Raw genomic sequence first — 26,943 nt, forward strand, 5'->3', positions numbered from 1 at the left:
CGGCATAGCTTACAGGGACCGGCAATTTTGGCAGCTTTGTTCCATAACATGGAATGACGATTTAGCTGAGGTGATCGCCAGTTTTGTGGGTGCCATCGTATTGTGTACGTGACCGGACAGCTTTCATGCGCCACACTGCTACTCAACCCGCCTCGGATGAATCCCTGTGACCAACGCTACCTGGTTTGTATTGATCGGAACCCTGCTGATCATGATGGGGTTGCGTTCGCCCGTTCTACATCGCCTGCGACTGACACCTTCCATTGTCTATTTGGCTATTGGGGTGACTCTTGGCCCGTCGGTCTTGGGAGCATTTCATTTTAATCCGTTAGAACAAGCGCATTTGCTGGAAGTGCTCGCTGAAATTGCGGTTCTCGTATCGTTGTTTATCGCGGGAATGAAAATGCCGATGCCGTTCAAATGGCGGGAGTGGAATGCCCCCGTTCGGCTCGCGATTATCTCCATGACCATCAGTGTCGTCCTGACCGCTGTGTTTGGCTATTACGTGCTGGCCTTGCCACTGGGGGCGGCGATTCTGCTGGGGGCTATTCTGGCACCCACTGATCCCGTTTTAGCCACCGATGTTCAAGTCCGGCACATGGGGGATAAAGATCCTTTACGTTTCACGCTGACCAGTGAAGCGGGCATGAATGACGGCAGTGCTTTTCCGTTTGTCATGCTGGGGCTGGCAATGCTCAGTTCCCCGGTTAGTTACGAACTGCTTGGGGCTTGGGTGTTAAAGGATGTTTTATGGTCGACAATCGTTGCCCTGGTTGTCGGGCTCGTAATGGGGCGCTTATTAGCACAGCTTGTATGGAAACAGCGCTTTCTCAGTAACGAAGGCCCGTTGCTGGATGACTTTCTGGGTATGGGCTTGATCGGCGTGGTCTATGGCGTCTGTCTGCTACTCGATGCCTGGGGGTTTCTGGCCGTTTTCGCGGCGGCTATTTCACTTCGTCAGTCGGAGCTTAAGCTGGCGAGTATTCACGGGCCTAACCAAGAAACGGGCTTTAACCGGCAAATTCCGGTTAATTCCGAAGAGCCGACGCCACCGAATAGCACTCAAGTATCTGAAGGTTCCATGTTGTTCAAGGAGTCACTGGAGCGGCTCTCCGAGCTGGTGCTGGTCATGCTACTGGGTGGAATGTTGTTTCTTGACTCATGGAGTTTAAGGGCCGTCGGGGTGGCGCTATTCCTTTTTCTCGTGGTTCGCCCCGCCAGCGTATTCTTGGGTCTGCTTGGTTCTGGTACACCGATGCGGCTGCAGATGCTGGTTGGCTGGTTCGGCGTACGTGGAATCGGCTCGATCTATTATTTGATGTTCGCGATCGTCTTTGGTCTGCCGGAAGCGCTGGCCGTGGAATTCATCCACATCACGCTAGTGGTCATCGTGCTCTCGATCGTCGTCCACGGACTAACCGTCAAACCGATGATGACAAAGTGGTGGCCATGAGCAGGCCTGGCGCCTCCATTTACCCTTTGCAGGCCTGAGCTTTTTAGTGACCAACAGGAATGAAGTGATGGAATTGATCCGCAGTGTCGTTATTTCCGAGTTCTCGGATTTCAATGACATAAGTGAGCTTATTGTTTTGATAGTTCGACTACTGATGGCTATCTTGCTAGGTGGCCTGCTGGGCCTTGAGCGTCAACAGAGCGGCAAGGCGGCTGGAATACGCACCCATATGCTAGTTTGCATGGGCGCTGCGTTATTTATATTGATTCCCCAGCAAGCAGGTATTTCTGATTCGGAGATGAGCCGAGTTATTCAAGGCGTGATCGCCGGGATCGGCTTTCTTTGCGCCGGAAGTATCATCACTGGCAAGAATGATCAGGCTGCTACAGGGCTTACCACAGCAGCCGGTATTTGGTTCACAGCGGCCATCGGCATAGCGGTTGGCCTTGGGCGTGAGCAAACGGCGGTACTGTGCACACTTCTGGCTTGGCTGGTGCTTTATATGGTGCCTTTCTTTTCACACTCAATCAGCCAGAAAAAAGCTGCCTATGCAAAACTAAGTGAAGGTAACTCTGGTGTTAAATGAGGAATTTCTATTCGCTAGTATTAAATAGATTCAAAAGGTGCGGATATCCTGGGTTTGCGATCACCGCACCTATTAATGTTGACTGTTTACTTGAAAATAGCTCCCTTTGAGATCTAGGCCGGTTCGGATATCGGAGTGGTCTCTAGCGACATCTGTAGTTTATCGACCAGCGCTTCAACCTTGCCTATCGCCTCGGCCACAGAGTTTGCCAGTAGCTCACCGCCAGCTTCCTGCCCCTCAATGGCGATGTAGTGGAGTCGGGTAATGCCGATAAAGCCAAGCGCGGTGGCGAGGTTTGGCTCGAGGTGGTTCATATGCGCCATTTCTCTACCAGGGTCAAAGCCGATACTGCCTCTGGCGCTAAGAATGACAGCATGCCTTGATCTATCCGTGAGCATCGGGATGGGAGGATCAATGGGATTGGTGTCATCGAAATCTATTGTGCGGCCAAGCCTTATCACTTGATCGATCCACGCCTTGAGGGCGGCCGGCATGCCAAAGTTATAAAGCGGCGCGCCAATCACCACAATATCAGCAGCAATTAATTCATCCACCAAGAGGTCGCTCTCTGCCAACGCATCCTTCATCCAGGGTTCTCGCTGGTCTTCAGGCGTAAACGCTGACGCGATCCAATCGTGGCTGATAAAGGACGGCGGATTTTGACCAATATCGCGATAAGTTAGCGTGTCATGGGGGCGACCTGATTGCCATTGACTGACAAACCGTTGGGTGAGGTGGCGGCTATGGGAGCCGTGCTTATCGGTTCCCGCAATACCGGGGCGGGCGCTGGCATCTATCTGCAGAATATGTGGCATGATTGGTCTCCTAATCTGAACTGAACTCATCTATGATTAACAACAGAATCAGCGTAGGCCTTGCTTGTAGAGGCGAACAAACGATCTTTTCTTGTCGGCATAGGTGATTAAAATTCATTCATGAGCTATCGACGTTTACCCTCACTTTCGGCACTGCGCGCTTTTGAGGCTGCTGCCCGTCATGAAAGTGCCAAGCAGGCGGCACAGGAGCTCTCGGTGACGGCCACTGCCATTAGTCACCAGGTCCGTGGGCTTGAAGAAACGCTCGGCATTGCCTTGTTTGTGCGTAAACCACGCCAGTTGGAACTGACTTCCCAGGGCCGGGAGCTGCTGCAGGTGTTGGAAGGCGCGTTTGACAGCATCAGTCACGCGGTCGAGCGGCTAAGCGCTGTGCCCGTTCGCCAAACCATTACGCTTTCCACGACGCCTGCGGTCGCGGTGCGCTGGTTGCTGCCATGGGTTTGCCTACTGCGTGACTCGCATCCAGACATTGATCTGCGCATTCATGCTTCTCACGAGCCGGTAGCGTTGGATGGGGTAACGGCAGACATTGCCATTCGTTATGGCGATGGTCGCTGGCCGGGGTTAGTAGCGGAAAAATTATTTGATAACACCTTCATCCCGACCTGCAGTCCACGCCTTGGTCTGCACGAGGTGGCGCATTTACCGTTGCACCCATTGATTCACTTCAGTAGTCAGGGGGCTATTTCTTCGCCGCTTGATTGGGCAGCGTGGCAAAAAGAGGCAAAGGTGCCTGGACTGGACGTTAGTGCCGGTCTGGTGTTTTCTGACGAAACCCATGCTATTTCAGCTGCCGTGGGTGAACAGGGCGTTGCGCTGATGAGTCGCCAGTTGATTAAGGATGAATTGGAGGAAGGGCGCCTGGTGCAACCTTTCGGCCCGGCATTTGAAGGCAAGCCGTTTTTTCTAGTTTACCCGGAAAGCCGCCGGGACGATCCGACGATTCTGGCTATACGGGAGTGGGTGAAATCGGTGCCGGGTGGGCTTTGTGCGCCATCGCCCTGACGTGTGGATATGAAGGGCTACCAGACTGGATCAACAGGAGTGAAAAGGTGGAAGCAATTAGAAATATCATCGCCTCCGAGTTTTCGGAATTCAACGACTTAGGCGAACTCATCATTGTGGTGATCCGGCTACTATTGGCAGCTGTTCTCGGTGGCCTGTTGGGGCTCGAGCGAGAGCAGCGAGGCAAGGCGGCTGGTATACGGACCCACATGCTGGTCTGCATGGGTGCTGCTTTATTCATTTTTATTCCTGAACAGACGGGTATTTCTGATGCAGAGATGAGTCGCGTCATTCAGGGTGTCATTGCAGGCATCGGTTTTCTGTGTGCCGGCACCATCATTACCCGCAAAGACGAACAAGGCACGTCAGGACTCACCACGGCGGCCGGTATTTGGCTGACGGCCGCCATTGGGGTAGCCGTTGGTCTGGGGCGTGAGCAAACAGCCGTTTTATGTACGCTGCTGGCCTGGATGGTGCTTTACGTGGTGCCTTTCTTTTCGCGCCCGATCAGCAAGAAAAAAACGTCACACTTAGGGGATGATGATGATGAAGATGATTCTGATGTTTGAGGGCACCAAACGACCATTGCCCCATTAGCTGCCAAGTCGATAAGGCGTTAGCTTTACTGCACTGTTGTTTTACGACTGCCCCTGCTGTTGGCTTTCTTCTTGCTATAACGTTTTCTCGGCTTACTAGCGCGCTTCACCGGGCCACCGGCTTCGCCCTGTGCCGTTTGCAGGCTGTTGCGTAGCCTGGCGGCGTCGCTGTGGCTGAGCAGGCCGCGCAAGTCGTCCAGTAATGCCTGCTGAAAGGTGTTGGCGTCATCCTGCTGTTCGGAAATAGCGCGCAGTCGCTGTTCCCAAAGCGCGGTGCGTTCCGGCGTGCTCACGGCGCTGGGCAAGGCGGCGATGAGCGCGCTGCCGAGCTTGGTGGCACGCAGGGCTTTTTGCTTGCGGACCAGGTAGCCGCGCTGCACCAGGGTTTCGATGATGCCGGCGCGGGTGGCTTCGGTGCCCAGGCCATCGGTGTCGCGCAGGGTGCGACGCACGGCAGGATCGTCTACGTAGCGGCCGATGTTCATCATTGCCTTGATCAGGCTGGCATCGGTGAAGGGTTCCGGTGGGCGGGTTTCCTTCTCCTCAACGCCTGCACCCATCGCCTGGCAGGTTTCTCCTTGGGTGAGCGGCGGCAGCGGCGGGCTTTCATCGCGGGTGGTAAACAGCGGTTTCCAGCCGGGGTCAAGAATGCTTTGGCCGCGAGCGCGGAAGGCTTCATTAAGCAGCGTAAACTCGGCTTTTACCTCAAAGGTGCGCAGCGGACGGTAAAACTGGGCCATAACGTTGCGTACGATCAATCGAAAGACATGCCCTTCGGTCGCGGAGAGCTGGTTGAAATCTGCTGGCTTGCCGCTGGGGGCGATCGCGTGGTGGGCGCCTACCTGCTTGTCGTTCCAGGCTTTGGAACGTAGCGAAAAGTCCGCGCCTTTCAGCCACTGTTGAAGGGCTTCATCGTTCTGGCAGGCGCCGCTCAGGCTGCGCTGGGCAAGCGGGAGGTGCTCTTCGGGCAGGTAGCGGCAGTCGGAGCGCGGGTAGGTAATCAGCTTGTGCTGCTCGTATAGCCGCTGGCAAATATCCAGTACTACCTGTGCAGAAAGCCCGTGACGGCGGGCAGCGTCGACCTGAAGGGCTGAGAGCGAGTACGGCAGCGGCGGTGCCTGGCGTTTTTCCTGCTGGTCGAGTTGGGTCAATTGACCCGAGGCGCCGGGTAGCTGCGCTGCCAATGCGTCGGCGGGTCGGCGGTCGATCAAGCGCCCCTGGTCATCTAATGGCTGGTGTTCCTTGGGTGCCCACCAGGCGCGCAGCTGGCCCTGAGCAACCTTGAGGTCGACCCAAAGGGGGTAAAAAGGGTGGGGCACAAAGTCTCGAATAGCGTTGTCGCGGCGCACGATCAAGCCCAGCACCGGGGTTTGTACGCGACCTACGGAAAGCACGCCGTCGTGGCCTGCCTGGCGGCCGGTGAGCGTCCAGGCGCGGGTCAGATTGATGCCGTAGAGCCAGTCAGCACGGGCGCGTGCCTGGGCCGCCTGGAACAGTGGCTGGTACTCGGCGTTGGGTCGCAGACTGGCAAGGGCGCGGCTGACGGCGGGCCTGTTGAGGTCGCTGATCAGCAGCCGTTGTACCGGGCCGCGGTACTTCATGTAGTCGATCACTTCCTGTACCAGCAATTGACCTTCGCGATCCGGGTCACCGGCGTGAACGACCTCGCTTGCCTGTTTAATCAGCTTGCGTATCACCGCCAGTTGCCCGCGCGCTTTTGAGCGCGGCATCAATTTCCACTGCTGCGGCACAATGGGTAGCCGATCCAATCGCCATTGTTTATCGGCAGGGTCGTAGGCCTCCGGGGCTGCCTGTTCCAGGAGGTGTCCCAGGCACCAGGTAACCGTGGTATCGCCGCAGTGAATGGCGCCGTCCTGTCGTTTTCCGCTCCCGGGAAGTGCATCGGCAATTGCCCGGGCAAGGCTGGGTTTTTCGGCGATAATCAAGCGCATGCGGGAGATGCCTTAAATTGTGTAACGTAGGAATATGGTAACAGACACCACACCCGGAAGCGCATAGTAGGGGTTGTCGAGGAAATGATGTTCAGTAATTATGCGTATAGCTTTTGTATAATTTGATAGGATTGCGTAAGCTGCTTGTCAGATGCTCAACGAGGCGACTTAAATGCGAGATCGCGGCAGAACACGACGTTTGATGGGGTTGGGGGCACGCACTGGCGGGGCGCTACTCAAGACACGCCTGGGTGGCCAGGCAGACTGGCGGGCTCTGGGCGAGGCGCTATTTGAGGGACTATCCGAGCTGAAAGGCCCGGCCATGAAGCTGGCGCAGATCATGTCCCAGTGGGATGACCTCTTGCCGCCGGACCTGGCCGAGGAGCTGTCGCGCCTTCAACGCCAGGCGGAGCCGATGCCCTGGCCGCGCATACGCGAGGCGCTGGTGATGCAGTACGGCGAGCTGGATTCGCACTTTCGGGACATCGAAGAGCGGCCCTTCGCCAGCGCTTCCATGGGGCAGGTGCACAAGGCGGTCACCCATGCCGGCGAAACAGTGGTGCTAAAGGTGCAGTACCCCGGGCTTGCCGACGTGCTGGAAAGCGATCTCAAGCAGGTAAAGCGTATCATGGGATTGGGCCGCTGGTTCAAGGTGCCCCAGGCGCGCCTGGATGCGCTGTTTGAAGAGCTGGCAGCGGGGCTACGCGACGAGCTTGATTATCGCGCCGAGGCCGATGCCATGGCCCGTTACCGCGAACGCTACCAGGCCGATAGCCGCTTGGTGATACCCGAGCCGCTTTTTGAGCTTTCCGGCCAACATGTGCTGGCGATGCGTTTTGTGGGTGGTACACCGCTGCGCGATCTGGAAAGCGCTGACGATGACACCCGCCAGAAAATCGCCGTGGCGTTGGCGGACTGGATCACCGAGGAATTGTTTACCTACGGCGAGCTGCACGCCGACCCGCATGCGGGTAATTTTGCGGCCGATGATCAAGGCCGGTTGGTGATATACGACTTTGGCGCGGTGATTCCAGTGCCCGAGACCCGCTTGAAAGCGATGATGCAACTCCTCAACGCGACCCTTGCCCATGATCCGATGGCAATGGATGAAGCGCTGATGCAAATGGGGGGCCGCCAGGGGCAGGGCGCCCCCTTATCGCTTTATCGCGAGTCCGCCGAGTGCGTGGCGCCGCTGTTTAGCCCCGGTGAACAGGACTTCAGCGATGTGCGCGTCCATCGCCGCCTGCGCGAACTGACGCCCAAGGTATGGGGGGCCATGGACCGTCTGCAGCCCCCCGCCGATACGCTGCTACTTTCACGCGCCCTCAATGGCCATTACTGGAACCTGGTGCGCTTACAGGCAAGGCTTGATATGCACTCGCGGACGGCCCCCCTGCTTGAATGGGCCCGAGTGGCTTAATCGAGACGCTTCATCCAGAACACCATTGATTTGTGGCTTTCTTCATTTTCGCCGATATCTTTCCAGGCGAAAGTGGTGGCGAGTTCTGGGTGGCGTTGGTAACCCTGGGCATTCCAGAAGTCATGCAGCGGACGATAATTGGATGGCGCCAGTGGATGGCCGGCGGGGCGCTCAACAGCGCAGAAAGCGACTCTATCAAACCCTCTGAGCTTGGCATGTGCCTCTCGTTCGGCCATGAAGCGTTTGCCGATGCCGCGTCCACGGTAATCATGAAGCAGCACCGATTCCCCATAATAAAACACGCTCGAGGGATCAATGCCGTTGGCCTGGAACGGGCGACGGAACTCGTCGACTTCATCGGCCAGCGGCTGTCCGGTGGCGGCGCCCACCAATGATTCGCCGTCGAAGACCAGGACGAACAGGCTGTCTGGATTATCCGCGTAGCGACCCAGGTAATCCGCTTCGTAGCTTAGGTCACCATCGTAGAGGTAGGGGTAGTCACGAAATACCTCAATGCGCAGGCGTGCCAGTGCCTGGACATGAGGCGTTATTTCGGCCCCTTGGCAGGTGGTTAGTGTCAATGTGTCCATTGGGTTGCTCTCCAGATAAACGTTGGCCGGGTGGGTAGAAGCGTTTCCCGCTGGCAGCCCTTGGCGATCTTGCCAATCCTCTCTGCGTGCCCCCAATGGTCATGCTAGACTATGTCGCTTTTCAATAGGGTCTTTTATAAGTGGAGACGGCAATGCTGGCGGTATGGGTCGATCAGCTGCTGGGATTTGCCTCCGGGGCACTCTCGGCTATCAGGCAGGATGAACACTACCCCGATTTTATGACCTGGGTGCGTGCCGAGGGGGCGGAATATTTCAATGATGATCTGGCGACGGCTCAGGCGCTTGCCCCCATTCTATGGTCGCAAACGCCATTGGAACGGCTGGATTTTGCCTGCGAATCCCTTGCCACGCCCGGTCGAAATGAGCCGTGCTGGTGCGATTCCGGTCACAAGTTCAAGCAGTGCTGCGCGCGGGTCGAATTCCCCACTGAAATCCCCGAGCAGATGATGTGGATGCTCTCGCTGCGCGAGTGGAAGGGCGCGACCCTGAAAGCCGCGCTGGATAGCCAGCGTGCGCTGCCCCAGGCACTGCTTGAAGCCGGGTTGATTGCCGCTGAAAGTGGCCAAAGCGGCCGCGCCATGCAGATTCTTGAATCGCTGTTCGATGGCAGCGACTGGTCGCGGCTGCCTGAACAGGCTGAACCCGCGTTTGAAATTCTGCTGGATATTTACCAGGAACGTGGTTTTTCCCGCAAGCGTGCCGACCTGCTCGACGAAGTCCTTGAGCGCGGGCCGCTGTTCCTGCGCGGGGTGGCACTTGAACGGCTATGCCTGACGCACCTGGACAACGATGACCTGGATAGCGCCCGTGCAGCGTTTGTCAAAGCCCAGCAGGCATTGCCGGATTCGCCGACGCTGGCGTATATCGAAGCCATGCTGCTGCTGCATGAAGGGCACGAGCGTGAAGCCAAGGAGCGCGCCAATTTCTGGTATCGCCGCTTGGTCCGGCAGGGCGACCTTGACGACGATCAGCTCGATTTCCTGGCGGCGCTGGCGGACAACCCCGGTGCTACCCTGGCGGATCAGTTGCTCAGTGCTGAAGAAGACTTGGCAACGCCTCTAATCTCATTGCAGGCGCTGCTCGCCGCGCTCCCCACTGCGCCGAAGATCGACATCACCCCTAATCCTGATACCGGGCATTTGGAGTACCACGTCAGCGCACGCGAAGCGACGCTGTTCGCTGCCTGGCACGAGCAGTTTCAGGTCATGGTTGATGACGACGTAGCGCTGGGTTTCCGCGGCGAGCCATGGGGCAACGCAGTAGAGTGGATGTCGGCGTTGTGCGCCCACCCCGAATGGCTGGATGCGCCTCAAGTGGTGCAGGACCTGACGCTGGCCCTGACTAGCCGTTTTGGCAGCTTGCCGTGGATGGCCCCCAGTCTGTTGGCACCGCTGGCCAAACGTCTCTCGCGCTGGCTGACCCAGGCTCGTGCCGAGGGCGAAGGTAGCCTGCGCTGGGACGATGCCAATAATGCCATCCTGCTGCGCATTGGTCTGGCCCTGGTGGTGGGCATGGAGCGCGGCGCGCGTCAGCATTCACGTGAACTGGCCGAAGAGCTCTTGGCGATCGATCAGGAAGACAGCCTGGGGCTCCGTGAACTGGTACTGGACCAACTGCTGCGCGACGACCGCAATGAAGAGGCGCTGGCGCTCACCGAACAAGCCAGTGGCGATGGTTCGCTGGAGCTGGGGCTGCTAATGGGCCGCACGCTGGCGCTATACCGCCTTGGCCATCACGAAGCCGCAGAACGTTCGCTCAAGGAGGTGGTTACCCATAACCGCTATACGCTGGACATGATTTGCGCTGAAAACCCACGTCCGGTCATGCCCCATCCCGATGGTCAGGTTGATCCTGGCTCGAGAGCCGAGGCCTGGCAATACCGCACACTGATGCGCGATCAGTGGCGGACGACCCCGGGGGCGTTGGACTGGCTTGATGCCCACCGCCCGGCGAGCCGTTAAGCGTTAGCGGGTGGCCGCGACGGGGGCGGGAACGAGCTCCTTGTCGCGATTGATCCAGATGGCCAGCAAAATGGCGGGCAGGCCCAGCAGGGTGGCCAGCACAAAAAAGCTGGCGTAGCCCTGGCCAGTCACCACCAGCCCGCCAAAACCGCTGAGAAACTTGCCGGGTAGCGTCATTAACGAAGAAAACAGCGCGTACTGGGTGGCGGTATAGGCGCGGGAGGTCAGGCTGGAAAGAAAGGCGATGAATACCGCGCTGGCAAGTCCGTTGGCCAGGTTGTCGCCAGTAATCGTGAGCACCAGCATGGGTAGTTGGTTGCCAATTAGCGCCAGCGCTGCAAATAACAGGTTGGTGACCATCACAATCCCTGCGCCGAAGATCAGCAGCGGCCCGATGCCGTAGCGGGCCACCAGCAGGCCGCCAAGAATGCCGCCCGCAATGCTCATCACGATGCCAAACACGTTGGTTACGTTGGCGATGGTCTCCAATGAAAACCCCAAATCGATGTAGAGCGGGTTGGCCATCGAGGCCATGGCCAGATCGCTGATGCGAAACACCCCAATAAACACCAACAGCCACAGCGCCTTGATCCCATAGCGGGTGAAGAAGTCGGTGAAAGGGCAAACGATGGCGCCTATCACCCAGGCGCCGATGCGTCGCAATAGCTTAGGTTTGCCCCGACTGGCTCGAATGAACGCCCGCACCCTGGGTTCGTGAATCAACTGCACCGTCAACGAGGCCCGCTTGGGTTCCGGGCGCACCAGTACGGTCACCACGCCGACACCCACCAGCGCCGCCATGGTCAGGTACGCCACCTGCCATGACACCGCCGAGGCGACATACAGCGCCAGCGCCCCGGCGGCTATCAACCCGCCTCGATAACCGATGATATAGGTTGACGCCATGGCCGCCTGTACATCGTCCTCGGCGGATTCGATACGAAAGGCATCGATGGCAATATCCTGGGTGGCGGAACCGAAAGCCACCAGCAGCGCAAAGGCCGCGACCCATCCCAGATTGCCCACCGGCTCAAGCCCCGCGAGACCGACGAGTCCGGCGGCGATCATTGCCTGGGCGAGCAACATCCAACCCCGTCGCTGGCCGAAGTGGCGGGTCAAGACCGGCAGTGCCAGGCGGTCGACCACCGGGGCCCAGAAAAACTTGATTGAATAGAGCATGCCGATCCAGGCGAAAAAGCCAATCGCCGCGACTTCTACGCCGTCGCTGCGCAGCCAGGCGGAAAGCGTCGAGAACACCAGCAAGAAGGGCAGTCCGGCGGAAAACCCCAAAAACAGCATGGTAATGACCGGGGCACGCAGGTAAATCGCCAGGGCGGCGCGCCAACTGCGCTGGGGCGTAGGGGTGGGCATGAAATGCGACTCCAGAGTAAGACGGTGACAGCGGCCTGATGATACGCTATGCCCACGCTTGGACACACAGCCAACAGCTTACCGGAGAGGAGTTTTGCATGTCGATTTCAGCACATCAGGTGATTACCTTGCACTATCGTTTGTATGACGTGTTGAACGATGGCGGAGAACAACTGCTGGATGATTCCCAGTCGCGGGATAAGCCGCTCGAGTATTTGCATGGGCATGACAATATCCTGCCGGGGCTTGAGCGTGACCTGGAAAGCCAGCCAGCAGGTGCCGAGCTTAGCGTAATGCTGGCCCCGGCAGACGCCTACGGGGTTTATAACGAGGCGTTGGTGCAAACGGTCAGCCGTGCCTCCTTCGGGAATACCCCGCTTGAGGTAGGCAGCCGTTTTCAAACTGAGGGAGAGGCCGGGCCACAGATCGTTACGGTGCTCGGCCTTGATGGGGATAACGTGAGCATCGATACCAACCACCCTCTGGCAGGCCATACGTTGCGTTACCAGGTCAACGTGCTCACTATCCGCGAGGCAACAAGGGCGGAACTGGCCAAAGGACATCCGTTACCGCCGGATACCGATTACAGCAAGGTAGAAGACCGCAAGGTACTTTAAAAGGTACTTTAAACCGTTGATTGGCAAGCCAGCGCTGACTAGTCTAAAGTTTGCTCCTTGAACGTGGGGGCGAGAACACAGGAGATACCGCCAGATGCAACTTGCCTTATTGATGGGATTTTTGCTGGCGGCGGTAGCCCCGCTGCTGCATCGCTGGTTCGGTGGGCACACGGCGCGAGTCATGGCGGCATATCCTGCGCTGATGGCTGTCTGGTTGCTGGGGCTGGCCCCGGAGATACTGGCCGGCGAGTCGCTGTTGCTGGAGTGGGCCTGGGTGCCGGGGCTCGACATTAGCCTGACCTTTTTCATCGACGGGTTGTCTTGGCTGTTCGCGATGCTGATCACGGTGATCGGCACCCTGGTGCTGGTCTTCGCGGGCGAGTACCTGCGCGGCCATCGCGATCTTGCTCGTTTCCTGGTGATAATCACCGCCTTCATGATGTCGATGCTGGGCCTGGTGCTGGCCGACAACCTGGTGACGCTGTTTGTCTTCTGGGAGCTCACCAGCATCACGTCTTACCTGTTGATCGGTTTCAACCACACCGACCCGGAGGCTAGAAAGTCGGCGTTGCAGGGGCTATTCGTCACCGCGGGTGGTGGTTTGGCATTGCTCGCGGGCTTCGCCATGCTGGGGGTGGCCGGCGATAGCTGGTCACTCGTCGAACTCAATAGCCAGGGCGAGGCGCTGCGCGAGCATTCCCTCTATGCGCCACTCTTGGTCTGCGTGCTGCTGGGCGCCTTCACCAAATCGGCCCAATTCCCTTTCCATTTCTGGTTGCCCAACGCCATGGCAGCGCCCACCCCTGTCTCCGCTTATCTGCATTCGGCGACCATGGTCAAGGCGGGCGTCTATCTGCTGGCTCGCCTGCATCCCTCGCTGGGCGGGACCGAACTCTGGGTGATTACCCTGTCACTGGTGGGCGCCCTGACCATGGCCACTGGGGCTTTCTTGGCCATTCAGCACACCAATATCAAGAAGCAGTTGGCCTATTCCACGGTGATGGCGCTGGGCACCCTGACCATGCTGCTGGGTATTGGCACCGAGGGTGCCCTGACTGCCTTCGTGGTTTTTCTGCTCGCTCACTCTCTCTATAAGGGCGCGTTGTTCATGGTCGCCGGTATCCTCGATCATGAGACCGGCACCAAGGACGTCACCGCCATGGGCGGCTTGCGCTCGCTGATGCCGCGTACTGCCGTCGTCGCTGCGGTGGCCGGGGTGTCCCTGGCCGGCCTGCCGCCGTTGCTGGGTTTTTTGGGCAAGGAGCTGATGTTCAAGGCGGTGCTTGAGGCGGAGGCCTGGCGCTGGTTGGTTCTGCTGCTGGCCTTCACGGCGGCCTTCCTGACGCTGGCGGTGGCGGCCGTCGTGGTGCTGCGCCCCTTCTTCGGGGAGCGTCGTACGACGCCCAGTTCGCCCCACGACCCGCCCATGGACATGCTGGTCGGGCCGGCGCTGCTGGCTGGGTTGTCACTGGTCTTTGGTCTGGTGCCGGGTCTGCTGGATAGCCTGGTGTCGGCCACCGCGTCCGGGATCGGTACCGCTGAGGTGGCAGCACACCTGACGCTTTGGTACGGGGTCAACCTGCCGCTGATGCTGTCGCTGGCCAGCCTTGCGCTAGGTATTCTGGTATTCCGCCACTGGGATCGTGTGCGCGCCGCGCTGACACGGCTGGAACCGCTCATGACCCGTGGCCCGGAGGCCGGCTATGAGGCCATGATGCGCGGCCTGGTGGCGGTCGCCGAATGGCAGACGCGGATGCTGCAGAACGGCTACATCCGTAACTATCTGGTGATGACCCTACTGGTACTGTTGGGTCTGGTAGGCCATGCGCTATTCTTCCGGCACTCGCCGAGCTTTCCCTTTTCGGTGGACGCCTATTTCCACGAGGTGGTGACGGCGGGTCTGATGGTGGCCGGGGCGGTGGCAGCCTGCGTGATGCGCTCCCGCCTGGCCGCGGTGGCCGCGGTGGGTATCATGGGCTTCTCCATCGCCCTGACTTTTGTGCTGTTCAGTGCGCCGGACCTGGCCATCACTCAATTGCTGGTGGAGACCCTGACGGTCATCCTGCTGGTCCTGGTGTTATTTCGTCTGCCGCGCTTCGCCACCCTTTCCACCACGACAGAGCGCCTGCGCGACCTGGTGGTCGCCTGCCTGATGGGCACCATGGTCACGCTGCTGATGCTCTCAGTACTGGGTGGCGAGCGGCTGCCCAGGATCTCCGACTACATGGTCCAGAACAGTCAGCCGCTGGGCCATGGCCACAATATCGTCAACGTCATCCTGGTCGACTTCCGGGCGCTGGATACCCTGGGGGAGATGTTCGTGTTGGCCCTGGCGGCCATCGGTGTCTATGCCATGATGCGCTTCCACGCCGAGGAGTATGACGCCAAGCCCTCGGCTCCGCCGGAGAGATACGATGATTAAACCGGGCACGCTGATCCTTACGGTTGCCGCGCGGCTGCTGATGCCGTTGCAGTTGCTGTTCTCCGTGTTTCTTTTGTTGCGCGGCCATGATGAGCCGGGCGGGGGATTCATCGCCGGGCTGGTAGCGGCGGGGGCCTTCGCCCTTTACCTCTTCGCCTTCGGGCGACGGGCCATGCACGCCATCCTCAAGGTCTCGCCGCGGGATCTGGTTGGTATGGGATTGCTGCTGGGAGTGCTCTCGACGTTGCCTGCCTGGTGGGTCGGCGATCCTTTCTTTACCGCCCAGTGGTGGACCATCCCGATCATCGACTTCAAGGCGTCGACGCCGCTTATATTCGATATTGGCGTCTATCTGGTGGTGCTAGGCTCGGTGCTCACTGCCATCAGCGCCCTGATCAAGACCGACCACGAGGATCAACCCGACCCTGAGGAGGCCACATGGAACCATTGATGGCTGTATCCATCGGCATCCTGTTCGCTACCGCTATCTACATGATGCTGCGCCGCTCCATCGTCAAGCTGGTGATCGGACTCATGTTGCTTTCCAATGCGGCCAACCTGTTGATCTTCGTTACCGCAGGAATGACTCGCGGGGCGCCGCCGCTGGTCCCCCCAGGCATGACGGCGCCAGAGGGGGCGGTCGCCGACCCGCTGCCACAAGCCCTGGTGCTTACCGCCATTGTCATCGCTTTCGGCGTGTTGTCCTTTGCGGTGGTACTGGTGCGGCGTGCCTGGGAGATTGTTCGCGCCGATGACCTCGACAAGATGAAGGATACCGACACGTGATGCCCCAAGTTGCGCTGCCCATCCTGATCCCGCTACTTGCCGGGGCCGTCTCGCTGGTATTCTGGCGCTCCCGCGGCATGCAACGTTTCGTCGCCGTGGCTGGCACCGGTGGCCTGCTGGCCACCGCCATCTGGTTGCTGGCCACGGTGAATCGCGAGGGCATCCTGGTGATGCACATGGGTGACTGGCAGGCGCCCTTCGGTATCAGCCTGGTGGCCGACCTGCTGGGCGCCATCATGGTGGTGCTCACCGGTATCATCGGCTTTGCCGTGGCGCTTTACTCCCTGGCCACTGTTGGTCGAGGCCACGAGAAGTTTGGCTACTTCCCGCTGATGCACCTGCTGCTGGCCGGGGTAGCCGGGGCCTTCCTCACCGGCGATATCTTCAATCTCTACGTCTGGTTCGAAGTAATGCTGGTGGCGTCCTTTGCGCTGTTGATCCTCGGCAGCGAGAAGGCCCAGATGGAGGGCGCGATCAAGTACGTGACCCTGAACCTTGTGTCCTCAGTGATCTTCCTGGTGGCCGTCGGCTTGCTCTACGGCATGGTCGGTACCCTCAACATGGCCGACATCGCCCGGCGTCTCGCCACGCTGGAAGACACTGGCATGGTCGATGTGCTGGCGATGATGTTCATGGTCGCCTTCGGCATCAAGGCAGCGGCCTTTCCGCTGTTCTTCTGGCTGCCAGCTTCCTACCACACGCCCCCAGTGGCGGTCTCGGCGCTGTTCGCCGGGCTGCTTACCAAGGTGGGTGTCTACGCGTTGTATCGGGTCTTCACGCTGATCTTCAACCAGAGCCCCGGCTATACCCATGAGATCCTGCTCTGGGGGGCAGGGCTGACCATGCTCTCCGGCGTATTGGGCGCGGCGGCCCAATATGAGTTCCGGCGCATCCTGTCGTTCCACATCGTCAGCCAGATCGGCTACATGATCCTGGGGCTTGCGCTGTTCACGCCACTGGCGATCATCGGCGGGGTCTTCTACATCATGCACCATATCATCGTGAAGACGAATCTCTTCCTGGTCAGCGGCATCGTGCACCGCTTGCGCGGGACTTATCAGCTCAAGCAACTGGGCGGGCTGTATCGCAGCCATCCCTGGCTGGCCGTGTTGTTCCTGATTCCGGCTCTTTCACTGGCGGGCATGCCGCCATTGTCCGGCTTCTTCGCCAAGTTTATCGTGATCCGTGCGGGCGTTGAGGCCGAAGCCTGGGGCGTGACTTTCATCGCTTTGCTGGTCGGCCTGCTGACGCTCTATTCGATGGTCAAGATCTGGAACGAGGTATTCTGGAAGGCTACTCCGGAGGATGGCGATGCCGACCCTTACCCAGCGTTGGGTCAGCGCGAGATGTGGCTGATGACCGCGCCAGTGGTGGGGCTGGCACTGTGCACCTTGTTCATCGGCCTCAACGCCGAGCCGATCTATTCTCTGGCCGAAGCCTCCGCAACCGAACTGCTCGATCCGTCTCGTTACATCGAAGCAGTGCTGGGCGAGGCTGAGGAGGTAATGCCATGATCGGTGCGGCCTGGAACCTGTTGCTGGGGTTTGCCTGGGTAGTGCTCACCGGCGACTTCAGCGGACGCAACCTGCTTGCCGGTCTGCTGTTCGGCTATCTGGTGCTGGCGTTGATCCAGTCCCAGGTGCCCGCGCTGGCGGGCCACGCCCAGCGCCTGCCGCGGCTGATCATGTTCATCGGCTTTTTCCTCAAGGAACTGTTGCTGGCCAACCTCAAGGTGGCCTTCGACATCATTACGCCGCCCTGGTACATGAAACCGGGGGTGATTGCGATGCCGCTCAAGGCGAGCAACGAGTTCGAGATTGCCTTCGTCGCCAATCTCATCTCGTTGACGCCTGGCACCTTGAGTCTGGACGTCTCCGACGACCGCCGGGTGCTTTACATCCACGCCATGTTCCTCGACAACGAGGACGAGCTGCGCCGGAGCCTAGCCGAGCTTGAGCGCCGCGCTCTGGAGCTGTTCCATTGAGAGGAGGGGAGCCGTGTCGACTGTCATTCTGCTGAGCCTCGCGCTCATGTGCCTGGCCTTGTGCCTCGCCTTCGTGCGCCTTTTCAAGGGCCCCAGCCTGCCCGACCGGGTGGTGGCACTGGAGCTCTTTTCGTCGATTCTTGTCGGCACCATTGGTCTCGTCGCCATCGCCACCGATGTGGCCAGCTTGCTGGACGTGGCTATCGTCATGGCGCTGATGGCCTTTATGGCGGCCATCGGCTTCGCGCGATTCCTTGAGCGAGGAGGGCCACGCGATGATTGAACTGCTCAAGAGCGGGCTGATTCTGGTCGGCGCCATCTTCATGTTCCTGGCCGCCCTGGGGCTGGTGCGGATGCCCGACCTGCTGACGCGCATGCATGCCACTACCAAGGCAGCGACCCTGGGGGCTACCCTGATCATGCTGGCGGTGGCTCTGCACTTTGGCGAGGTGGCGGTAGTCGCGCGGGCCTTCGGGGTGATTCTCTTCATCATGATGACCGCGCCAGTGGCGGCCCATGTGATTGGCCGGGCAGGTTATTTTGTGGGGGCGCGCCTGTGGAGCGGCACGGTCAAGGACGAGCTAAGACCCAATTACGATCCGTTGACCCATGAGCTGAAAAGCGGCCTTGAAACGCAGGAGAACGCCAAGCGGCACCCCCGCGACACAGACCCTGATTGACCTGCCGCCCACTTCTGCCTTTCAGTCGATTGAATTCAACCTGAGTTCATCGCGGTTGAAAGGCAAAGTAAATTTGGAAATGGTACAGTCGGTCCTATCGTCAACTATTGAGAAGTTCACGCTATGGATGCTGCCGTTTTCAAGCGTTGTTTGCGCCGTTTCCCCGCAGCTCGCTGGGCGCTAGGGATGGGCATCGCCGCTTTTCTGGTGCCGGTAACGAGCATGGCGCAAACGCTAAGACTGATTGATGGTGATAGGGTCAAGCAGGTTGATGTCGAGCAGCTTCGCCAGTCTTCAGACAGCCACTTTCAAGTGTTTGACCCTTATCAGGGAGAAACTGTGGCAATGCAAGGCATGCCGTTTGCTGACTTTCTTGCCCGCCACTTTGGGCGTGTGCCTGCCAAGTTGCGCTTTACTGCCTGGGACGGTTACGAGGTCACGCTAGGCGGTTGGGATGACCCCAACTGGTATCTGGTGACGATAGAAGACGGCAAGCCATTGAGTCTGCGTTCAAGGGGCCCCGTACGTCTGGTGGAGCGGGAATACGGTGACCGGGACGTTAACAGCTTACGCGAGTTCAATGACTGGATCTGGATGATTCGCAGTATCGAAGCGCGTGGGTAAACCATGAAGCCAATTCTTGACTCATCCCGTGACGTTGATAAAAGCGACTGGGCCAATCGCAAGCGGCCGGGCCGCTACATCAAATGGCTATCGCTCAGCCTGATGAGTTTCATGGCGCTGATGGTGTTGATCATCTATGAAGCCCGCTGGGTGTTTCCCGAGATTCAGACTTACTTCAGCCAATCGGGTAACCTGACGGGGCAACAGTTGGCTACGCGTTCCCGGCACTATTTACAGGATGCTCAGGCCCGTCTGTTGGACATGCCTGGGCCCGAAGAACGGGCAGCGGCGATAACCGACATCGAGTTGGCCTACGGCCTGTTCGACGTGGATGTTTACCATCAGCAATATGACTGCACGTCACCCAGCTTAGGCGTGCTGGACGAGACGGTGACGTCGCTGGAAAGCGATAGCGTGTTACCGGTGGTGCTCGCTCGAGAACTGCTCGACCCGATTGCCTGCCTGACGCGTATCGAAATGGGGCAGTTGGATCGCCGCGCGGAAGCCATTAACACCTTTTCGGAGAGAACCCGCTGGCACAACCAGGTGCTTATCTATACCAGCCTTCTGATCTTTGTATTTGGCCTGCTGTTCTGGTGGCTGCATGAACGGCAATTAAGGCGTACAGAAAAGGCGACTCAGGAAACACTGCGGTGGATGGGGCGTGCCATGCGTGACCCTTTAACGGGCATTGGCAATCGCAGTGCACTCCACCAGGACGTCATGCAGCAAGCCCAGCAGTTGCTAGGCCTGGTGTTAGTGGATATCGATTTTTTCAAACAGTATAACGATACCATGGGGCATCCGGCGGGTGACGCTCTGTTACGCAACCTTGTACTGTTAATTGCCGATGCCTTGCCAGAAGAGGCGACTCTCTATCGGCTGGGCGGCGATGAATTTGCGGCGTTATTGCCTTGCGAGGATATTGATGCGCTGGGTCGCTACTGCCAACAGCTTCACCAAGAAGTGCAACGGTCAGCGTTCTCGCACGCCGCCCATCCGGATAAAAAACAGGTGACGCTCAGTATCGGGGCGACTTGTTTTATGCCGTCGAGAGTGGGGTTCCCCCGGGCCTATGAAGCCGCGGATAACGCCCTTTATCAGGTGAAGACAGCGGGACGGGATGATTGGCAAATCATTGCCGTCGCATGACATCGGCATACAGTGGCGCTAATCGCCCCAATAACTCGTTTTGAGCTGCCAGAGGAACGCCTTCCTCCGCCATTGCGTCGGCGAGATACTCAACCACACGATTGAAATGCGCATCGTTGATGCCCATGTGCTGGTGGGCACGATCCATGGGCGGCCCTTCGTATTGGCAGGGACCGTCGCTGATATCGCATAGCTGGGTGGCGAAAGCCTCTGCAAAATGGTCGATGTTGGTGTTGGCAAAAAAGACCACGACCTCCGGGTCGTCTGCCACCCGATACAGCATGTTCTCGACCACGCGATCAATGGCCTGCATGCCGCCAAGTCGTGTGTAAAGCGATGGTTGGGTCGTATGCTGGGCCGCACAGCCAGTCAGCCAGAGTGCCATCAGCAGCGTGGTGGCGTAGTGGTGAAAACGCATGATGGAGTCTCCTTGACGGGTCAAAAGGCTGCCTGAAGCGACGCATAGGCGCCATTCTGAGACGGTAACCCGGCGATATCGCCCAACGCTAACCAGGCCGCGGTCAGCGATACGTGCTTGTTGAAGAAGTAAGCGCTATAGAGGCTTTGCCAGTCGTCTTCCCGGGCTGCGCTAAGCCGATCAGGCTTTTGTCGATATTCCATTCCCACCACCCACTTGGGTGTTACAAAGAGTCCCAGGCTGCCTTCGGCAACCCATTCGCGGCCGCCGTTATTGCCGCCAAACCCCAGCAATCCGCCTTGATTAGCGTCGGTATTACGCAGGGTGGCATTCAGCAACAGGTTGCGCCCAGCCACGGCGTTGAACACCAGTTTGCTGGCACTTAGATAAATATCATTCCCCTGGCCGTGCTGCGCCCCTAACGCGTTGGGGATACTGTCATCGGCCAGGTTTTTATGTTGAACGCCCGCGCTCCAGATCCCCCAGGGGCGGTACAACACATCGCCGAATAACCGTACCTTGGCACCGATAATGGTTTGCTCCAGTTCGCCGCCTAAGGTTTCGAGGTCCATGGTTTGGCGTGCCACAGAGATCTCGACGCGATCGTAGATGTTGGCGCTGGCGGCCTCGACCGTTAAGCGATAATCATCCAGCCAGGCGCGCGAGACGGTTGCCGTTGCCCCGAATTCCTGCTCACTGGCGGTACTTGTAAGCAAGGCCCAGGGCGAGAGTCCACCGCCAGCGGCTCCCTCAATAGCGCCCACACCACCGGTACCTATCAGACGACTGCCAGCAAGGGACGCACTGCTTATTGAAAGCCCAAAGAGGATAATAAGGAGTGGCTTGCCTTTTGCTATTGCCTTAGGGATGACGTTGGACATGGAAAGGCTCTCTCGGTAAGCACGCGGTTAATGCGTGAAGGTGAAGATTTCGGTGCTTTTCAGCCAGGGGATCACCTGGTCACTCGGCATGGGTTTGGCGATCCAGTAGCCTTGTAGATAATCGCAGCCCAAGTCATTCAGCAAGGCGGCGCTAGCCGCATTTTCAACGCCTTCGGCAACAATGCTCAGCCCTAGGCTGTGACCCATCTCGATCGTCGAACGTACAATCGTCAGGTCGTCTTCCTGGGAGTCGAGCTTGAGCACAAAGGACTTGTCGATCTTGAGCTCGTTAACCGGCAATCGCTTGATCTGTGCCAGGGACGAATACCCGGTGCCATAGTCGTCTATCGCGATGGACACGCCGAGGCGGCTCAGCTCATCCAGCGTTCTGGCAGCGGCATTGATGTCCTGCATGACGGCACTTTCAGTAACCTCCAGGCTCAGTTGCTCCGCTGCTAAATCATGGCGCGCCAGCAACTCGGCTAACTGCCCCGGAAGATCGGGGTCGGTGACATCGCTGGCGGATAAATTGACAGCCACACTGATTCGAGAGCCTTGTTGCTGCCACTGTTGGAGCTGTGAGGTTATGTGTTCAAGCATCCACTGGCTAAGCTTGCGAATATTGCCCGAGCGCTCGGCCAGGCCAATGAACTCATCCGGGGGCACAAAACCAAGCGAAGGGTGCCGCCAACGCATCAGTGCTTCAAACTGGCATACCTCCCCATCATGCGTTGCCACTTTGGGTTGATAGGCCATCCAAAGCTGATTGTTGCTCACGGCATCGCGGAGATCATGAATCAGCGTCAGCTGGCGTAAGTGGCGTTCGTCCTGGCCTTCGGCGTAACGCTGGTGGGCATCCGGGTGATGACGCGCCATGTCGAGAGCAATATCGGCGCGGCGTAGCAGCAACTGCGCCTTCGCACCGTGTGCTGGATAGCTCACTTCACCTGCAGCCAGTGAAATGCCGATTGACGAATTATCCAGATCGATGGGCGTTGAGAGTGCTGCGAGTTCACTGATGCGCCAGTTTGGCGTGGTGTCAGGTTGATTGATCAGCAGTAAGAATTCGTCGCTGGCCAAGCGATAGGCGGATTGAATAGGGGATGTCAGCGCTTTCATACGGTGGGCAAGGGTTACCAGCACATGATCGCCCAGTTCGTAGCCGAAGGTATCGTTGATGTTGCGAAAGTCCTTAATGGCCAGGCGCAGCAGGGTGAAGGGGTGACCGTCGTCTATGCGGGCATTGATGTCTTCCAGTGCGCTGATGCGATTGGGCAAATCGGTGAGCAGGTCATGGCGTGACTGATGCCGCAGGATCGCTTCACGTTCGGCAATATCGTCTTGCATCGAGCGCAGCGTCCCCGCGAGCAGCCCGGTTTCACTTTGGGATGATTCTGCTGGGACGTCAGTGACACGCTCACCTTGACCAATCCGTCTGGCAACGTCGGCCAGCGCGACGAGCGGGCGGCTGATGCTACGGGCACTCCAGGCCGCAATAGCGATTGTGAACAGCAATATAAGTGCCACGATAATGACTAGCTGCCACTGTAGGTCGTCGTAGGCGGCTAGTAATTCGTTACGTGACAGCTGAATGAGCGCGAACGTTTGATTCCTTGAGTCCTTATATAGCTCGCTCGCATAGGTCAGATAACCATCGTCAGGCGTCATCTGACTGGTTTCTGAGTACGCCCCTGCCTCAGCTGCATTATTGAACTGACTTAATGGCTCGGCTGCTTTTTGGGAATGCGAACTGGCTAGATACGTTGATGTCTGGTCAGAGGTGTAATTGACCACGCTGATTTCCAGGCCGGTGAGGGCATTGATTTCCTCGACGACGTCGTCGTCAATCAAAAAGCCCATGCCCACCCAACCAATCACGTTGGGCGCTTGTACCGGCAACATGACAAGCTCGTGGGGCTGTCCATCAGCAATCACGACGCTGAACGCAGAACCCTGCTGGCGAGCGGTTTCAAACAGTTCGGGAAAGGGCATGGGCGTTTGTGAGGGATGATGGCTGCTGGCAAGCAGTTGGCCGTCCAGGTCGCTTAACAGCACGATGTCGGCATCAGCCCGAGTACCGTGATTAACTAATACCGACTGTAGCGTTTCACGATCCTGGGAGGCGACCGCGCTTTTAAAGCCAAAATCATCGGCCAGAATCGCCACGTTATCGTGTAGCTGATCGCCGCGTCTTTCGAGTAGTTGGTCGAGAACACGGGCTCCCACCTCAAGGCGTTGAGTACCCTTGGCCAGGGCATCTTGCTGAGTGGCGCGCAGAAACGCCAGGCCAGTGGCCAGCTGTGAGACCACCACCACGGTTAACAGCACGAGCATCAAACGGGTACGAAAGCGCATATCGTTGTTATCTGGCCCTCAAGTTGTCGCTAGGCACTAGGTGGCCTCTCTGAAACGTTGCTGCAACGGCGACGGCTTTTCGGGTGGCTTCGGGGTGGCGCGCAGTTCCAGAGGGACCGACAACTGCTCGGTTGGGGCAATTTCGCCTTCCCACCAGCGCTGCTGGCTATCGTGGAGGCGTTGATGCCAAACCCTTACGCGATGCTGGCCGGGTGGCATCGATGGCAGGATGACCTGTCCGTTGTTATCGGTCATGGCATAAAAAGGGGCATCGCTGACCACTATAAAGGCCTGCATGTGATCGTGAATGTTACATCCCAGCACCACCACGCCAGGCGTATCAAAATGAACGGGCGGTGGCGTTTCGTTCAGATAAAGATTGAGATCAAAGGTTTTGGCGTCGGAAAAAGAAAATACATGGTGACGTGTCGTGTCTTCGTTGGGAAATGTTACCTGGCTATTCACCGGGATTGTCAGCACCTCGGGGTGAAAAGCCGCACCGCGCTGATAAATTTGCTTTACGCTGGTATCGCGCGATGCCGAGTATGGAAAATAGACTTCCACCACGGCATTGCTCAGCGGTTCACCATTGCTGTCGGATACGCTGATACGGGTATCACTGGCAAGCGTATCAGGGCTGACACTGAGAAGAACAAGCGAGGCGCCGCCGCATAAAAGCGCCCAATACGCACGTTTGAGATACACCATAAGCATCCTTGGTTAGCAGAGCCGGATATCGAACCACTATCATGCGAGTTTATGTCAGGAAAGTCATGCCACTTACTTAACGATAGGCTCACAGATATACCACACGCAGGTATCAGACTTATCGCCAGTGGTCACGCCAGGTACGCAGTACCCGTTCTGGATACCAGGTTTTGCCTAAGCTGCCGTTGTAACGTGCCAACGCCCGGGTAAAGTCGCCCTGTTCGACGGCGAGGTAGTGGGCGAGGATGGTGCAGCCATAGCGCAGATTGCGGTTTGGGTTCGTCAAGTCATCCATCGGCAACCCCAGTTCTTTGATCCAAAACGGCATGACCTGCATGAGGCCCACAGCGCCCGCGGACGATACGGCTTGTTTATCAAAGCCGCTTTCCACGTGAATCAATGCCAGAACAAGCTCGGGCGGCAGCCTGGCAAGACGTGCCTCCTGGTAGACTTGGGTAAGCAGCTTGCGGCGCTCGGCTGGCTCGCTGATAAAGTCAGCCAGATCGGTGTCCATACGCTGTCGCCACTGTCGCATCAGCCATTGCTGTTGAGGTGTCTGATGGCGCTGATGGGTATCCGCCAAGGTCGGGCGAAGAGACCCGGGTAGTGGCTCCTCGGCCTTGACCGGTGGGCCTAAGAAGAGACTGGCGGCCAGGCAGGCCGCCAGTGTTGGCCGTGACAATGGCCGGGCGATGCAGGTTGAGCGTCTATTGAGCAGTCGGGGCAAGGCCGGCCTTTTCTCGAAGGAAGTCAATAATCTGCTCGGCAGGCACCATGGTGGCATCGCTGTCACGGCGGCCTTTGTATTCGAGTTCGCCGTTGTCCAGGCTGCGGTCGCCAATGACCAGGCGATGGGGGATGCCCATGAGTTCCAGGTCGGCAAATTTAACCCCGGGACGCGTGTCGCGGTCATCCAGTAACACATCCAGGCCAGCGGCACTGAGCGCTTGGTAAAGGCGCTCAGACTCTTCGCGCACCCGCTGCGACTTGTGAGCGTTCATGGGGACGAGCGCAACCTGGAAAGGCGCTATGGCGTTGGGCCAAATGATACCGGCATCATCATGATTCTGCTCGATAGCGGCGGCCACCACACGGGTAATGCCAATGCCATAGCAACCCATCCAGGGGTGGCTGGTTTTACCATTATCGCCGAGCACGTTGGCATTCATGGCTTGCGAGTATTTTTGGCCCAATTGGAAGACGTGGCCCACTTCGATACCGCGCTTGATCGAGAGCGTGCCTTGTCCGTCGGGTGAGGGGTCACCATCAACCACATTGCGCAGGTCGGCAATCTCGGGCAAGGGCGTGTCGCGTTCCCAGTTGATACCGAAATAGTGTTTGTCATCGGTATTGGCACCGGCTCCAAAATCGCTCATCAATGCCACGCTGCGGTCGATGATGATGGGCAGATCTAAGCCTACCGGGCCAAGGGAGCCAGGGCCTGCACCAACCACGGCGCGAATTTCTTCCTCGCTGGCCATGGTCAATGGTGTTGCCACTTGGGGAAGGTTTTCCGCCTTGACTTCGTTCAGTTCGTGGTCACCGCGCACCAGCAGGGCGATGAGTTGGCCATCGGCACCCTTCACGATCAGCGTTTTGATGGTTTTCTCGATGGGCAGGCCAAACTGCTCGACCAGTGCCGCAATGGTTTTAGCGTCTGGCGTGTCGACCAGACGCATGTCTTCTTTGGGGGCTTCGCGCAAGGCGTCACTACCCAGCGGTGCAGGTATTGCCTCGGCTTTTTCCATATTGGCGGCATAATCCGAGCCATCGGAAAACACGATATCGTCCTCGCCCGAGTCGGCCAGGACGTGAAACTCATGCGAACCCGTACCACCGATCGAACCGTTGTCGGCGATCACCGGGCGGAAGTCGAGGCCCAAACGGTGGAAGATGCGCGTATAGGCATCGTACATACCCTGGTAAGTTTCCTTGAGCGATGTCTCGTCCAGATGGAAGGAGTAGGCATCTTTCATGATGAATTCCCGCGAACGCATGACCCCGAAGCGTGGGCGAATCTCGTCGCGGAACTTGGTCTGAATCTGGTAGAAATTGATCGGCAGCTGTTTGTAGCTGGCGATTTCTTTACGCACCAGATCTGTGATGACTTCCTCGTGGGTGGGGCCAACGCAGTAATCGCGGGCGTGGCGGTCTTTCAAGCGTAAAAGTTCAGGACCGTACTCCTCCCAGCGCCCGGACTCCTGCCAGAGCTCGGCTGGCTGAACCGCAGGCATCAACACTTCCTGGGCGCCAGCGTTGTTCATTTCCTCGCGCACGATGGTTTCCACTTTACGCAGCGTGCGCAAACCCAGCGGCAGCCAGGTATAAAGGCCCGAGGTGAGACGGCGGATCATGCCCGCGCGTAGCATGAGCTGGTGGCTGATCACCTCGGCGTCCGCCGGGGTTTCTTTCAAGGTGGCAATGAGTAGTTGGCTGGCGCGCATGGGCGAGAGCATTCCTTGTTGATGGGGTGGACCCGTTATCATTCGTTGGGACATTGTACGGCCAAGCGGTTAAGGCGGCAA

26 protein-coding genes are annotated in these 26,943 nt (G+C 58.4%); 16 read left to right on the forward strand and 10 right to left on the reverse strand.

Annotation, left to right across the window (positions count from 1 at the left end):
- The first annotated feature begins 166 nt into the window (after window positions 1-166).
- Window positions 167-1,453 carry a cation:proton antiporter gene (locus QC816_RS05120; protein ID WP_199283393.1) on the forward strand — a complete coding sequence of 429 codons (1,287 nt, stop codon included), beginning with the start codon at window positions 167-169 and terminating at the stop codon, window positions 1,451-1,453.
- A gap of 67 nt (window positions 1,454-1,520) precedes the next feature.
- On the forward strand, window positions 1,521-2,039 hold the full coding sequence (locus QC816_RS05125; protein WP_309781285.1) for an MgtC/SapB family protein: 519 nt from the start codon (window positions 1,521-1,523) through the stop codon (window positions 2,037-2,039).
- A gap of 113 nt (window positions 2,040-2,152) precedes the next feature.
- Here QC816_RS05125 and QC816_RS05130 read toward each other — a convergent pair whose 3' ends face one another.
- Window positions 2,153-2,854 carry an FMN-dependent NADH-azoreductase gene (locus QC816_RS05130; protein ID WP_264823200.1) on the reverse strand — a complete coding sequence of 234 codons (702 nt, stop codon included), beginning with the start codon at window positions 2,852-2,854 and terminating at the stop codon, window positions 2,153-2,155.
- A gap of 120 nt (window positions 2,855-2,974) precedes the next feature.
- Between QC816_RS05130 and QC816_RS05135 the strand changes: the two genes are divergently transcribed.
- A complete protein-coding gene (locus QC816_RS05135) occupies window positions 2,975-3,880 on the forward strand; it encodes a LysR substrate-binding domain-containing protein (RefSeq protein ID WP_309781286.1) in 906 nt (301 codons plus the stop codon).
- A 47-nt stretch (window positions 3,881-3,927) separates the two neighbouring features.
- The gene (locus QC816_RS05140; RefSeq protein ID WP_309781288.1) at window positions 3,928-4,449 is read left to right on the forward strand and encodes an MgtC/SapB family protein; all 522 of its coding nucleotides are present in this window, start codon (window positions 3,928-3,930) and stop codon (window positions 4,447-4,449) included.
- Between the two features lie 53 nt (window positions 4,450-4,502).
- Here QC816_RS05140 and QC816_RS05145 read toward each other — a convergent pair whose 3' ends face one another.
- Window positions 4,503-6,428, reverse strand: coding sequence for a DNA topoisomerase III (locus tag QC816_RS05145; RefSeq protein WP_309781289.1), 1,926 nt, complete (start codon window positions 6,426-6,428; stop codon window positions 4,503-4,505).
- A 172-nt stretch (window positions 6,429-6,600) separates the two neighbouring features.
- Here QC816_RS05145 and QC816_RS05150 point away from each other — a divergent pair, with 172 nt between their 5' ends.
- Window positions 6,601-7,848 carry an ABC1 kinase family protein gene (locus tag QC816_RS05150; protein ID WP_309781291.1) on the forward strand — a complete coding sequence of 416 codons (1,248 nt, stop codon included), beginning with the start codon at window positions 6,601-6,603 and terminating at the stop codon, window positions 7,846-7,848.
- Here QC816_RS05150 and QC816_RS05155 read toward each other — a convergent pair.
- On the reverse strand, window positions 7,845-8,438 hold the full coding sequence (locus QC816_RS05155; protein ID WP_264823193.1) for a GNAT family N-acetyltransferase: 594 nt from the start codon (window positions 8,436-8,438) through the stop codon (window positions 7,845-7,847). The two genes, QC816_RS05150 and QC816_RS05155, sit on opposite strands and share 4 nt — an antisense overlap.
- 152 nt (window positions 8,439-8,590) lie before the next feature.
- Here QC816_RS05155 and QC816_RS05160 point away from each other — a divergent pair, with 152 nt between their 5' ends.
- Complete coding sequence (locus tag QC816_RS05160; protein ID WP_309781292.1) at window positions 8,591-10,420, forward strand: SEC-C metal-binding domain-containing protein; 1,830 nt, start codon at window positions 8,591-8,593, stop codon at window positions 10,418-10,420.
- A gap of 3 nt (window positions 10,421-10,423) precedes the next feature.
- Here QC816_RS05160 and QC816_RS05165 read toward each other — a convergent pair whose 3' ends face one another.
- Window positions 10,424-11,791, reverse strand: coding sequence for an AmpG family muropeptide MFS transporter (locus QC816_RS05165; protein ID WP_199283386.1), 1,368 nt, complete (start codon window positions 11,789-11,791; stop codon window positions 10,424-10,426).
- Between the two features lie 98 nt (window positions 11,792-11,889).
- Here QC816_RS05165 and QC816_RS05170 point away from each other — a divergent pair, with 98 nt between their 5' ends.
- From QC816_RS05170 to QC816_RS05215, 10 genes are all read left to right on the forward strand, one after another.
- Entirely contained in the window at window positions 11,890-12,408 is a 519-nt protein-coding gene (locus QC816_RS05170) for an FKBP-type peptidyl-prolyl cis-trans isomerase (RefSeq protein WP_309781293.1), read from the forward strand.
- Window positions 12,409-12,502: 94 nt separating this feature from the next.
- Window positions 12,503-14,830 carry a putative monovalent cation/H+ antiporter subunit A gene (locus tag QC816_RS05175; RefSeq protein WP_309781294.1) on the forward strand — a complete coding sequence of 776 codons (2,328 nt, stop codon included), beginning with the start codon at window positions 12,503-12,505 and terminating at the stop codon, window positions 14,828-14,830.
- Entirely contained in the window at window positions 14,823-15,281 is a 459-nt protein-coding gene (locus tag QC816_RS05180; protein WP_199283383.1) for a Na+/H+ antiporter subunit B, read from the forward strand. The genes QC816_RS05175 and QC816_RS05180 overlap by 8 nt, the downstream gene beginning before the upstream one ends.
- Window positions 15,269-15,616 (forward strand): Na+/H+ antiporter subunit C, encoded by a 348-nt coding sequence (locus QC816_RS05185; protein WP_199283382.1) that lies wholly within the window; start codon window positions 15,269-15,271, stop codon window positions 15,614-15,616. The genes QC816_RS05180 and QC816_RS05185 overlap by 13 nt, the downstream gene beginning before the upstream one ends.
- Window positions 15,613-17,130 carry a Na+/H+ antiporter subunit D gene (locus QC816_RS05190; RefSeq protein WP_199283381.1) on the forward strand — a complete coding sequence of 506 codons (1,518 nt, stop codon included), beginning with the start codon at window positions 15,613-15,615 and terminating at the stop codon, window positions 17,128-17,130. Before QC816_RS05185 ends, QC816_RS05190 begins: the two co-directional genes overlap by 4 nt.
- A complete protein-coding gene (locus QC816_RS05195; protein ID WP_199283380.1) occupies window positions 17,127-17,600 on the forward strand; it encodes a Na+/H+ antiporter subunit E in 474 nt (157 codons plus the stop codon). The genes QC816_RS05190 and QC816_RS05195 overlap by 4 nt, the downstream gene beginning before the upstream one ends.
- A 13-nt stretch (window positions 17,601-17,613) precedes the next feature.
- The gene (locus QC816_RS05200) at window positions 17,614-17,883 is read left to right on the forward strand and encodes an MrpF/PhaF family protein (protein ID WP_264823188.1); all 270 of its coding nucleotides are present in this window, start codon (window positions 17,614-17,616) and stop codon (window positions 17,881-17,883) included.
- The gene (gene mnhG / locus QC816_RS05205; RefSeq protein ID WP_199283378.1) at window positions 17,876-18,280 is read left to right on the forward strand and encodes a monovalent cation/H(+) antiporter subunit G; all 405 of its coding nucleotides are present in this window, start codon (window positions 17,876-17,878) and stop codon (window positions 18,278-18,280) included. The genes QC816_RS05200 and mnhG overlap by 8 nt, the downstream gene beginning before the upstream one ends.
- 123 nt (window positions 18,281-18,403) lie before the next feature.
- Entirely contained in the window at window positions 18,404-18,904 is a 501-nt protein-coding gene (locus QC816_RS05210) for a hypothetical protein (protein ID WP_309781296.1), read from the forward strand.
- A 3-nt stretch (window positions 18,905-18,907) separates the two neighbouring features.
- On the forward strand, window positions 18,908-20,056 hold the full coding sequence (locus tag QC816_RS05215; protein ID WP_233337215.1) for a GGDEF domain-containing protein: 1,149 nt from the start codon (window positions 18,908-18,910) through the stop codon (window positions 20,054-20,056).
- Here QC816_RS05215 and QC816_RS05220 read toward each other — a convergent pair.
- From QC816_RS05220 to QC816_RS05245, 6 genes are all read right to left on the reverse strand, one after another.
- Window positions 20,040-20,474 (reverse strand): group I truncated hemoglobin, encoded by a 435-nt coding sequence (locus QC816_RS05220; RefSeq protein WP_264823186.1) that lies wholly within the window; start codon window positions 20,472-20,474, stop codon window positions 20,040-20,042. The genes QC816_RS05215 and QC816_RS05220 overlap by 17 nt on opposite strands.
- A 20-nt stretch (window positions 20,475-20,494) precedes the next feature.
- The gene (locus QC816_RS05225) at window positions 20,495-21,355 is read right to left on the reverse strand and encodes a DUF3034 family protein (RefSeq protein ID WP_309781298.1); all 861 of its coding nucleotides are present in this window, start codon (window positions 21,353-21,355) and stop codon (window positions 20,495-20,497) included.
- Window positions 21,356-21,382: 27 nt separating this feature from the next.
- The gene (locus QC816_RS05230) at window positions 21,383-23,710 is read right to left on the reverse strand and encodes a bifunctional diguanylate cyclase/phosphodiesterase (protein ID WP_309781299.1); all 2,328 of its coding nucleotides are present in this window, start codon (window positions 23,708-23,710) and stop codon (window positions 21,383-21,385) included.
- Window positions 23,711-23,746: 36 nt separating this feature from the next.
- Window positions 23,747-24,418, reverse strand: a complete 672-nt coding sequence (locus QC816_RS05235) for a cupredoxin domain-containing protein (RefSeq protein ID WP_085918716.1) — start codon at window positions 24,416-24,418, stop codon at window positions 23,747-23,749.
- Between the two features lie 118 nt (window positions 24,419-24,536).
- Entirely contained in the window at window positions 24,537-25,100 is a 564-nt protein-coding gene (locus QC816_RS05240; RefSeq protein WP_422823725.1) for a transglycosylase SLT domain-containing protein, read from the reverse strand.
- Between the two features lie 25 nt (window positions 25,101-25,125).
- Complete coding sequence (locus QC816_RS05245; protein WP_309781300.1) at window positions 25,126-26,862, reverse strand: proline--tRNA ligase; 1,737 nt, start codon at window positions 26,860-26,862, stop codon at window positions 25,126-25,128.
- Window positions 26,863-26,943 lie beyond the last annotated feature (81 nt).

It is taken from the genome of Vreelandella janggokensis (assembly GCF_031451615.1).
GTDB lineage: Bacteria > Pseudomonadota > Gammaproteobacteria > Pseudomonadales > Halomonadaceae > Vreelandella > Vreelandella janggokensis.